The organism is Oligella sp. HMSC09E12 (genome assembly GCF_001808505.1).
Lineage (GTDB): Bacteria > Pseudomonadota > Gammaproteobacteria > Burkholderiales > Burkholderiaceae_B > Oligella > Oligella urethralis.
This window is the reverse complement of the sequence record NZ_KV793520.1, coordinates 59730-70026: the sequence shown is the minus strand read 5'-3', so window position 1 is coordinate 70026 and position 10297 is coordinate 59730. Positions and strand designations below refer to the sequence as shown.

Annotated in this window: 11 protein-coding genes and 1 pseudogene; 4 read left to right on the top strand and 8 right to left on the bottom strand. The window is 44.9% G+C overall.

Annotated elements, in window-relative coordinates; genetic code table 11:
• Positions 1 to 782: 782 nt before the first annotated feature.
• Positions 783 to 1055, top strand: a complete 273-nt coding sequence (locus tag HMPREF3179_RS12450) for a hypothetical protein (RefSeq protein WP_225792237.1) — start codon at positions 783 to 785, stop codon at positions 1053 to 1055.
• 176 nt (positions 1056 to 1231) lie between these two features.
• Here HMPREF3179_RS12450 and HMPREF3179_RS01455 read toward each other — a convergent pair whose 3' ends face one another.
• Genes HMPREF3179_RS01455 through HMPREF3179_RS01420 form a run of 8 tightly spaced genes read right to left on the bottom strand, consistent with a single transcriptional unit; the run spans position 1232 to position 8642 of the window.
• The gene (locus tag HMPREF3179_RS01455) at positions 1232 to 2044 is read right to left on the bottom strand and encodes an ATP-binding cassette domain-containing protein (RefSeq protein WP_083290354.1); all 813 of its coding nucleotides are present in this window, start codon (positions 2042 to 2044) and stop codon (positions 1232 to 1234) included.
• Positions 2041 to 3093 carry a FecCD family ABC transporter permease gene (locus tag HMPREF3179_RS01450; protein ID WP_048766811.1) on the bottom strand — a complete coding sequence of 351 codons (1053 nt, stop codon included), beginning with the start codon at positions 3091 to 3093 and terminating at the stop codon, positions 2041 to 2043. Before HMPREF3179_RS01450 ends, HMPREF3179_RS01455 begins: the two co-directional genes overlap by 4 nt.
• 13 nt (positions 3094 to 3106) lie before the next feature.
• Entirely contained in the window at positions 3107 to 3898 is a 792-nt protein-coding gene (locus tag HMPREF3179_RS01445) for a HugZ family pyridoxamine 5'-phosphate oxidase (RefSeq protein ID WP_018026933.1), read from the bottom strand.
• Between the two features lie 26 nt (positions 3899 to 3924).
• Entirely contained in the window at positions 3925 to 4713 is a 789-nt protein-coding gene (locus HMPREF3179_RS01440) for an energy transducer TonB (RefSeq protein WP_018026932.1), read from the bottom strand.
• Positions 4713 to 5102 (bottom strand): TonB system transport protein ExbD, encoded by a 390-nt coding sequence (exbD, locus tag HMPREF3179_RS01435; RefSeq protein WP_018026931.1) that lies wholly within the window; start codon positions 5100 to 5102, stop codon positions 4713 to 4715. The genes HMPREF3179_RS01440 and exbD overlap by 1 nt, the downstream gene beginning before the upstream one ends.
• Positions 5089 to 5556 carry a TonB-system energizer ExbB gene (gene exbB / locus HMPREF3179_RS01430; RefSeq protein WP_070469412.1) on the bottom strand — a complete coding sequence of 156 codons (468 nt, stop codon included), beginning with the start codon at positions 5554 to 5556 and terminating at the stop codon, positions 5089 to 5091. Before exbB ends, exbD begins: the two co-directional genes overlap by 14 nt.
• Before the next feature lie 21 nt (positions 5557 to 5577).
• Positions 5578 to 6432 carry a heme/hemin ABC transporter substrate-binding protein gene (locus tag HMPREF3179_RS01425; protein ID WP_052043604.1) on the bottom strand — a complete coding sequence of 285 codons (855 nt, stop codon included), beginning with the start codon at positions 6430 to 6432 and terminating at the stop codon, positions 5578 to 5580.
• 5 nt (positions 6433 to 6437) lie between these two features.
• On the bottom strand, positions 6438 to 8642 hold the full coding sequence (locus tag HMPREF3179_RS01420) for a TonB-dependent hemoglobin/transferrin/lactoferrin family receptor (protein WP_141743413.1): 2205 nt from the start codon (positions 8640 to 8642) through the stop codon (positions 6438 to 6440).
• Between the two features lie 589 nt (positions 8643 to 9231).
• On the opposite strand from HMPREF3179_RS01420, the gene HMPREF3179_RS12345 reads away from it, so the two are divergent.
• The 3 genes and pseudogenes from HMPREF3179_RS12345 to HMPREF3179_RS01410 all read left to right on the top strand — a co-directional run.
• Positions 9232 to 9555 carry a hypothetical protein gene (locus HMPREF3179_RS12345; RefSeq protein WP_018026927.1) on the top strand — a complete coding sequence of 108 codons (324 nt, stop codon included), beginning with the start codon at positions 9232 to 9234 and terminating at the stop codon, positions 9553 to 9555.
• A 90-nt stretch (positions 9556 to 9645) separates the two neighbouring features.
• Positions 9646 to 10080: pseudogene (locus HMPREF3179_RS12445) on the top strand (RNase A-like domain-containing protein).
• The coding region (locus tag HMPREF3179_RS01410) for a contact-dependent growth inhibition system immunity protein (protein WP_070469411.1) at positions 10073 to 10297 on the top strand (225 nt) is incomplete at its 3' end. The pseudogene HMPREF3179_RS12445 and the gene HMPREF3179_RS01410, both read left to right, overlap by 8 nt.

Here is a 10297-nt window from a genome sequence, read left to right as displayed (position 1 = left end):
ATCTCCGGCCTTCAGGCCGGGGAGGATGTCAACATCATCAGAGGCTTTAAACTCCTCATCAGACAGTTTTTTAATTAAATCAGCGGTATTGTTAATATCGTGTCTTACGGTTAATTGCATTAAGCGTCTTGAAAAATCAATTTTCATTTGTTTCTCCTCTGCATTGCCCCAGTAAAGCCTGCTGAGTTCTGAGCGTATTATACGTAGTTAGACGTACTTTAGTGTGACAGTGTGTTTGTTCTATGTTGCTAAAGAGAAACATAGGCAGCATTATTCCCGATGGCTTTGATTTAAGCGTTCTACATAGGCTTTCTGATAAGGGGTCTGGCTCAATATCAAGATTTGTTCCTTGAAAAACGCTTTTGATATGAGTTTTGGTGACTTATTCATCTAAGGATGTCACGATTAAAATCATCATAAATGTTCAGCGTCTTGGTGTTTGTGGTTGCGCAAAAGTATCGGATTGCTCGCCGTTAATCCTTGTCGTCCTTTGTTGCGGAATGGCAGCTCAGAGTTAATGCACGCCACCTTATAGCTCATCCTGGCTTAATCAAGCATAAATGATCGGACAACTAGTGTGACATAGGGAGTTAGTATGAGAGATTTTCCAAATGGATTAGGAGAAGAGTTTGCTTGTGTCGAACAAAAGCCTTAAATGGTTGAAGTGGGTCATACTATTTTGTTGTATTGTGTTTATCAGTCGCTGGGCTGTTTTGTATGGCCCTTACATATTCTCATTTGATTCCCAGCATTACACGCGATTGGATCGAATCCCTTACGAGATGTTCACCCCAGACGAAATTAAAAATGCACCGGGGATGACGGATAAATCAATAATTTCATATTATCCACAAGACGGCACACGTTCTGAGGGCATTAAAGTAGAGTATGATGGCAGACGAGATATTAAAGAGCTTGAGGAATATCTTTTGTCCTTAGGGTATCACGAAGGCTATGACCCGATTGTCGGTAAAAGATGGTATTCATCTGATGGGATTCAAAGGGCCTATATCCTTGATGGAGGAGAAAATACAGTGCTCGGGTTCTCTCGTTAGCTCACAAAAAAGCGCCAACTCGAAAGCCGAGGTGGTGACTAGGCAGCGTATTACAACTCAATAAACCCCTCGCCACTCAATACACCAAAGCACACGCTGCCGCTGAAAGACAAGTCTAGCTAAGTGAGGATAGTGTGACATAGGAACTGCCTAATTAAATGTCAAGCTTTAATAGTTTAAGTCTGCATTTGGGGAGCAATCAAATAGCGCTCAAATTTATCATGCCATGCCGCCCGAATATTGATATCATAGGCGTGCGATAGGGCGTTGCATTGCACGAGTTGTTCGGGCGTGTATTGTCCCATCAGCAGGCCATTCTTTAGCAGGATAATTTGATCAGAAAACTGCAAGCTTAAGTTAATATCATGAATCACTACAATAATCGTGAGTCCTTTGGCTTGGAGTTGTTTCAAGAGTAACATCAAGGCATACTGGTGACGTATATCTAAGTGGTTAGTTGGCTCGTCTAAGAACAACACCTGACCCTGTAAATTAAAATCACTGTCACGACAAACTTGCGCTAAGGTACGAGCAATTTGCACACGGTGTTGCTCGCCTCCCGATAATGAGCTGTAGTTACGCTCAAGCATATCCTCTAGTTCCATCCATTCAATGATTTGCCTGATCACGCTGGCATTATCATGACGGCTAGCAGTATCGCGGTAGGGCTCTCGTCCCATTTCGATAATTTGCATAACACTAATGGAAAAAGGCACGTTATCTAACTGTGGCAAGACCGCGCGCTGTTTAGCCAAAGCAAGACGATTGATGTCTGCAAGCGCTTTCTGCTTAAAAAGAACCAGACCAGTGTCGGGCCTGTTGTCACCATTAAGTAGGTTTAGTAGAGTTGTTTTGCCCGCCCCATTAGGGCCCATAATGGTCGTTAGTTGCCCGGCTGGGATGCTGATTGAAACATCACGTAAGAGTGAGCGCGGGTGCTTCATGCCCACCTGAACTCCAAGGTTTTGTGCTGAGATAATTGGTGTCATGCGCGTAGTCCTCCCATTTGACGCCAGACTAGGTAAGCAAGAAAGGGGGCACCAATCATTGCAGTAATAATGCCGATGGGAAGTTCGGCGGGAGTGACAACGGTGCGTGCCATCATATCGGCTAGGCAGAGGAGGGTGGCACCAAAGATAAACGAGGCAGGAAAGACGTAGCGATGGTGGCTGCCTACTAAGCCACGGACGATATGCGGTACCACTAGGCCAATAAAGGCAATTCCTCCGGCAAAAGAAACCGAGGTGCCAACGAGTAAAGCGACTAAAAAGATTAAACGTTTTTTTGCACGCTCAATATTGAAGCCTAAATGCCCAGCAACTTTTTCCCCTAACATCAGTGCATCAAGTAGTCGTATTTCACGGGCTAAAAGTGGTGTAGCAAAGAGGATAACAACAAACAAAATGGATACTTTGTGCCAGTCAAAAATAGCTAAACTCCCCATCCCCCAAAAGGTCAGAGAGCGCAATTGATTGTCATCAGCGGCATAAGTCAGTAAGCCTGTTAGGGCACCAGCAAGTGCCCCTAAGGCGATACCAATGAGAAGCATGGCGGCAATATTTAAGCTACCACCGCGCTTTGAGAATCGATACAGTACTAGCGTCATCAACCAAGCGCCTAGAAAGGCCATAAAGGGTAGGGCATAATCGCCTAGGCTTTTGAAAAGTGTAGGCATAAAGGTACCACCTAACACGATACTAAAGCTCGCCGCCAAAGACGCGCCTGACATTACCCCTACAATACCCGGATCGACTAAGGGATTGCGAAATAAGCCTTGCATCACAGCACCACAGATGGCTAAGGATCCACCCACCAAAATGGCGGCAATCACCCTCGGCAAACGAATATGCAAAAGAATTTGTTTTGCATAGTCATTACTTGAGGTTTGAGAGTCGCTTAGTAGTAAGTGAATAAAAGCTTGTAGGTCGAATTTAACCGCACCTGTACTAATGCCAGCAAAGATGGTGATAGAAAACAGACAAGCCAAAATCACAAAAATATAGATACGATGTGACGTACCGTGTATCGATAAAAACATAAGCTCACATGTCCTAACGTTTAGCTAAGGCAACGAGTTGCTTTCTCACCGCTTCAGTCGTCATTGATACCTCAGTAAAGGGCAGTTGTACAAGGTGCTGACCATAGCGCAGGGTTGCACCGAATTGATTTACGCCAACCATGACGGGTGTGATTGTGGCTGCGTTCTCAATGTTAAGGACTTTCATATAATGTTGAATGGCCGCCGCATGGTCCTCATTCATATGCCCGATAATGTGATCTTCCTGTGCTTCTGTAAAGGGGGATGCCACCGCAACCTCCTCGACATTTAGCCATTTAATTTGACCAAAGGTTTTAATCAGACGGAGTTTCTTAGGTCTTAAGCGTAAGAACATAAAGTCGTGTACTTTGCTGTAGGAGGCGGAGTTTGGATAAAAACGCTCATATTGCTTAGCCACGCGTTCACGTTCATCCGCTGTTACTTCTTCTAAGTCGCCAACGATGGTGAGACGCCAACCCGTTTCGATGCGATGATTGCAGCTGATATCGCGCACCAACAGGGAAGCGCGACTGTTATTTTTAGCGTTTTTGCTATGTTCGGCAATACGTGCTGAAAAAATGACAGGACAACCCGTGTGATCCAGCATAAACGGGGCAACTGAACCCATGGGGTAACCAGACAATTCTCTACCTGGACGGATGATAGTGGCTAAGTCACCAGCAAAGGTGCTTTGATAAATTTTTAAGGCGTCTTGTAGGCCTTGCTCGGTGGTGTAGCTATCGAAGTCGGATAAGTTTTTATCGTCGATAAGCTGGTTCGTTGATTCGGTATGTGAATGAAGCATAACTATTCCTTTGCTCTTATCAGTTATTATTTAAGTGAAAATACAATGGTGGTACTAATTTGTCGATTAACGCCAGCTGGAGGCGGCGAGTACTTGCCAAGGCGTTTTAAGGTGTTGAGTGCGGCCTGGTCTAAACTGTGATAGCCGCTGCTTTGTAGCAGGCGGATATTGCTTAAACGACCATCGTCCTGCAGGGTAAAAGCCACTTTAACCCGTCCTTGTTGGCGCATTTGTCTGGCTTGTTGTGGATAGCTCTGCGCCGCCCGTTTGGAGATGGTGTTCAGTAAGCCTGCTAGGTAGGAAGCGCCATGGCCTTGTTGTGCATGTCCTTGACCACCAAGTGACTTGTTGGTCGTGCCTTGCTGGGCGATTTGATTGCTTTTAGCAAGCCCACTGCCTTGTTGTGCTTGGCTTGCTGTCTTTTGAATGGTGTCAGTATTGTGCTTTCGGGTCGAGTGGTTGTGTTTTATGGGTGCCTTTTTGGGTTTAGGTGTGGGCGTAGGCTTAGGTTTTGTAATCTTTTCTGGTGCTTTTTTCTTGGGCTGCTCCTTTGGTTTCGCTTCAGGCTCGACTGGTTCAGTTGATTTTTGACTAGGCGCAGAATCTACTGCTGCCAAGGCACTGGCTTGTTTAGCTTGCGTTTTTTGTATATTGTCACTTTGTTCGACCGCCATTAACATGCCGATATCCACGACCCTGGCCTCGGCTGCTTGCACAGGGATAAGGTCATCCGCACCATGCCACAGACTATAGATGACCACAGCACAGCATAGATGAATGAGGGTTGATGAGGTCGCCGCAAAAAGGTTACGCATTAGTGCTGCTCCGTACTTGATTTTTCCGTGATAACAGTGACCTTGCTTAAGTTTTGCTTATTCAAAATATCCGTCAGGCTTAAAAAGCTCTGAAAGGGGGCGGTCGCATCAACTTTGATGGTGATTGGCTGGTCACTCTGCTGCGTCATGAGCGCCTCAAGCTCACTAAGGCTTTGTGGTTTATCATCAATAAAGTAATGCCCTGCTTGGTCGACTACAACGACCACGGCCAAATCTTGCGAGGCGAGTGAGGTGCTGTTATTTGATTGGGGCAAATTCACTTGGATTTTTCCCTGTGAGATAAAGGTCGCCGTCGCCAATACAATAGCCAACAATACCAGCATAATATCGATAAAAGGGACCACATTTATACCATCAAATTTTTGCATCAGAGGTCTCCTGACAGTTTATGAGACTTTTTTCATTTAGCGCTTGCCATGCCAGTTTGCCCGTATCTACCTTGCTTTGAAAGTGGTTGTAAATCATCACTGCAGGAATGGCGACCACAATGCCTGCAGCAGTAGCTTTTAACGCAAGGGCAAGCCCAATCATGATTTGCGTGACATCCATGTTGCCACCCGCCTGACCCATATCAAAGAAAGTAATCAGAATGCCGATCACGGTGCCTAAAAGCCCTACATAAGGGGCAATAGAGCCAGTGCTATAAATAATGCTCAAGTTTTTGCGCATATCGATTTCAAGCTCATACACCGTCTGATATTTAGCGGGTTTTAAGCCTGCAAAAAATAGACTCCGCTCAATGGCGGCATACACCATGATTAAACTCATTAGACCTAAGATGCCGAAAATAGTGTAATCGGTATATGCTTTCAAATATTCCATTAAAACCACAGTCGACTCCACCTAGGGCAAGCAGCGATTCACTGCTTGCGCAATTTGTAGTGCAGCTTCGGTGAGTTTAGGACCAAAGCCTAAGGCTTTAACAGCATCAATACGGAAGATGCAATCATTTTTACCTGCCTGGCTCAAGGCAATTTCTGGGTAATGTGCTTTGGCTAGGGTTAGCTCATTTACTTTTTTTTCTTCAGAGAAAGTACTTATGATAATCATGTCTGTTGCGTCTGCGATCAACGACTCGCGTGATACTGCTTTCATGCCTTTGAATTGCTCGGTAAAAGCATTTTCACCGCCCACAATGTGTACTAGACTATCGCCAGCAGTCTCTCTGCCTAAACCTGTTAGTTGCCCGGTCGTACCATCCATCAGAATGGCAATTTTTGGTTTGCGCTTATAGTTCATCCGCTCTTTGGCTATTACCTTTTCCTCTTGACGGATCATGGCGATGAGTTCTTTAGCTTGTTTTTGGGCGCCCAAGGTGTTGGCAATCAGCTCGATATTATTGACTAAGCCATTGATGCTTTTATCATCCTGGATTTGGAGTAGAGGTACATTGACCACCTTTAATTGTTCAAGTACATTTGGCGGTCCTGCATCAGGCGCTAAGATAAGCAGATCGGGATTGAGTGACAAGATACCCTCTGCTGATAGGTTGCGACGGTAGCCCACCTTTGGTAGGGAGTCCATTAATTCAGCGGGTTCTGTACTTGTGGTGTCCACGCCTACTAAACTCTCGGCCAAGCCCAAGTTAGCGATAATTTCTGAGGCGTTGCCTGTGGCAGAAACGATGCGCTCTTGGGCCTGTACTGTTAGGCCCGCACTAATTAAGGTCAGAATACTAATTAGGCGTTTTATGTTCATCTTGCTTAAAACTCGTAACGTAGGTTGATGGCAAAGGTGCGACCAGGTCGCGTCATGCGGTTGTAGTCATTGCCTACTAAGGCTGCTGATTGTGCATCATTCCATGTCACATATTTACGATCGCCCACGTTGTAAACGCCCGCATTGATATGGAAGTGCTTAGCCATTCGTACGTAGCCAGTGATGTCCAAGGTGCCAAAGCCACCAACAGGTCGGTAACCATTACTACTTTGGAGTTGCTCCGCATCAATATCTTTTTCTTTTTTGCCCTTAGCAAAGTTTAATGTGGTGGCAACGCCCCATATATCGCTTGGATCATCAAAGCCAAGTCTTAGGAAGCCGTTAATGGGATCGACTGCAGACCATGGTTGATCGAGTTCGCGATCTCGACCTTTAGCATAGGCTAAGCCCGCAGCCAGGCTCCAACCCTCAGGTGTGCCGAAAGCCTCAGCAAGATTTAAGTTGCCCTCATACTCTAGACCGTAGATAACGACCTTACCAGACTTGTTGATCATGGTACTAGCGTTGTTGGGGTAGCGGCCAAAAGTGGTCTTGGTAATCATATCGGTATAGGTGGTATGGAAGGCAGTAATAGTTTGGTTGCCATAGCGACCATAGCTACGTAAACCTAGTTCAAAACCACGGCTTTTTTCAGGTTTTAGATCTGGGTTGGGTAAGCTTCTACTATGGAAGCCAGCTGAGTTCATTTCTGCAAATGACTGTGCTCTGAGACCCTGACGATAGGATAGGAAGAGTTGGTTATAGTCATTGAGATTAAAGCGTGTGCCAATTTCTGCATTGACATAATTGCGGCTGCTTGTGGTAAATGGAGCTTTATCATCGTAGCCCGTAGTGGCTTTAGGGCTGAGCTTGTAGTGCCCAACGCTTACTCCTGGTGTGATGAACCAATGACCATTTAATAAGTCAATGTCATCCGCTAGGTAGAAATTGTAGTTATTGACTACCGTTTTGGGTTGGAACGGTGCATTGATAAGGCCCATACGGAATACTCTGGCATCCCATAACCAACTTACCTCGGTGGAAGTTCTCTCATAGTTAAAGCCGTACTGTAGATTGTGGTTAACTGAGCCCGTATGCAATCGCTTACTTAGTCCAAGCTGGGCGCCACTACTCTTGACGTCATAGCCAGTGATGGCATAACTAGGTATACCGTAAGCAAGATCCTGTTCGCGTGTTTGCTTGGTTTTTTGCGTGTAAATCTGCCAGTAACCGCTATCAAATAACATGGTGTTAGCGTTAAAGTCATGACGTAAGCTAAAGGCGGAGCGTTTGTTTTTGTTGTAATCCTCATAATTGCCCGTTAGAGCGTATTGGTTGTCTAACTCATCAATGCGGTTGCTGAGTCTAAAATGCTCCATCTTTAATGTGAATTTATGAGCATTGCTTGGCTGAAAGACCAACTTAGCTAAGTAGTTTTGTGAATTGCCGCGTGAGGGATTGCTACGGGTGCGGTCGGGGCCTACAACGTCAAGTCCGGCCTTGTTTTTGAGCTCATGTAGGGTGCGGTGTGTAAAGGAAAACATTGCAGATAGCGTATCGCTTAAATCACTAGCAACGGTGCCGCCGATAAAGTTACTGCGATCTTGGGAGTCATAGCCCGTGCGAATATTACCACCGTAGCGGTTGTTATCTTGGTAGTAGTCTTGGGGATCTTTGGTGGTGTAATTAACCGTTCCAGCTAGCCCGCTTTTGCCTGGACCAATGACGCCAGGTCCCTTAAGTACTTCAACCTGTTTTAGGTCGCTGATATCAAAGGTTGCTCGTGTGTTGCGCGTAATATGCCCATGCACAAAAGTATCATTTACCGGGATGCCATCAATATTAATCGCTATGCGGTTCTGACCTGTGCCATCTTCGCTTCCTGCGCCGCCCATACCTCGAATTACGATATCTGAAACGCGGGCTGTATTACTTCGCTCAAAATGTACTCCCGGCGTATAGCGGAAAAGGTCGCTTGCGCTATGATTGGTACTGCGATCAATGTCTTTAATGCCGAGCAATGTGATTGAAGCATTCTGAACGTTGCTAGGTTCTAGTGGTAAAAGTTCAGAGGTAGAAACAACGTTAACTTCACCTAAATGCTCCATTTGCTCTTGCGCATAAGCGGCGCTAGAGAGCGCAGTTAAAATGGCGCTTAGGACGATGGATTCTTTAAATAGCGGGCGCGACATAGAACGACTTAACCTCACAAAAATTAATGCTTAAACGGATACTAAGGGCAATGCAAGTTATTCGATCGCAATGTTTAGCTTAGGTAAAGAGAGTGGGTGTAGACGTGGTGTGTCCAGTGTTTTGAACACTCTGTGTTGAGAGCAAGCATCACTTGTCTGATGGCTAGGTATAAAAACCTTTTAACCGTAAGTAAATAGATCGCACAACTTATTACTAATAATAATGATAATGATTCTTATTATATGTTGCAAGCAAAAAGACTGAAATCATCAAGATAACGATCTAATCTAGGTCTTAGGAGGGTGATTTAAAGTAGAAAATGTATGACAGTATATGGGCGTTTATAAATGTCAGTGAAAGGGGGCTTGGCGTCGCTGACAGGAATAATGTACCTAAATGGTGAAACTGGGTGTCGTATAAGCGGTGGATTTCATGGAGATAAAGGTTAACATCCCTCCACCCCTTGCTTAAATCTTGATTCGCTGCTTTGGTCTCAATTAGTAAGACAGGGTGAGTTTTAACGGATAAGCTTAATAAACGGCATCATAATAGCGTAAAAATTAGTGGTTAGAATGAGCAACAGTATTTATTAACTGAGGTGTGTTCATGGTAACGGAAGCAGAAGGGTTACAAATAGTACTGTCGCCGGTTCAGATGGCTGGGATACTTCATAATGCCTCGATTAGCGAAGGAGAAGTGCTGAGTAATCGCTTATGGGGAGGGGTAGGTCTTGCTGGTGGCATGCTTCAAATGCTCGTCGCTGGTGGTATGTGTGCTGCGCCAGATCCTACTATGTTGACAAAAGCAGCTTGTGTCGTAGTTGGAGGGCATGCTGCAGATGTGGTCCATTCTTCTTTTAATCAAATCATAACAGGCAAGTCAAGCAACACAACAACCGCTCAAGCAGTTGCCGCAACAGCAGAAATGTGAGGTAAGGAAAAAGGGACAGCAAATATAATTGCCCTGACGGTTGATTTGGCAGTTCCTGTTGGATTCGCCTCTGCTATAGGTGCGATTAGGGTGGCTGCTATTCGGACGGGTAGAATAAGGTTGGTTGAACATGAGGCTGTTGCTGGTTCTAAGATTGGTGGACATACAATTTCCAAGCATGTTAATAAAGCAGAAAAGGAACTTTTGCATCGACTGGCCACTGATCCGAGAGTAGGTCCTGCCGCAAGTTCTTTTTTTAACTTAAGGGTAGCTGAGCAGGCAATTTCTGAAGCGCTGCATGCGAATAAGCTTTACATTGCGCAGTGGGTTAAGTCTGGTTCGAAAAGAACGTTAACGATTGAGCATTAAATTAGCAACTATAAGGTGGGGGGATATATTAAGAAAGGAACTACCAACTACATCCAAACTTCAAAAATTAGGGTAGTGCTCAAGTCAGAAAACTATAATGGGAAGCCATACTACATACCAACAGCGTATCCAAAACATGGTGATTTAAATGCATGAATATGAAGAAATATATCAGTTAATGGGAGGATATCTCAATCAAGATATCTTTATTATCTGTGATTGTGATACTTTCGAGGAGGCCGTAGAATATTATGTATCGTATGTGGATGAAATAGTATTACGTGAATTATTGGAGGATATTGCCCGTTTTGAAGAGGATTTTCGTAATGATCTAGATGCTGCCTTTGAGGAGCAGTTTTCGCCAGAGGTTGAA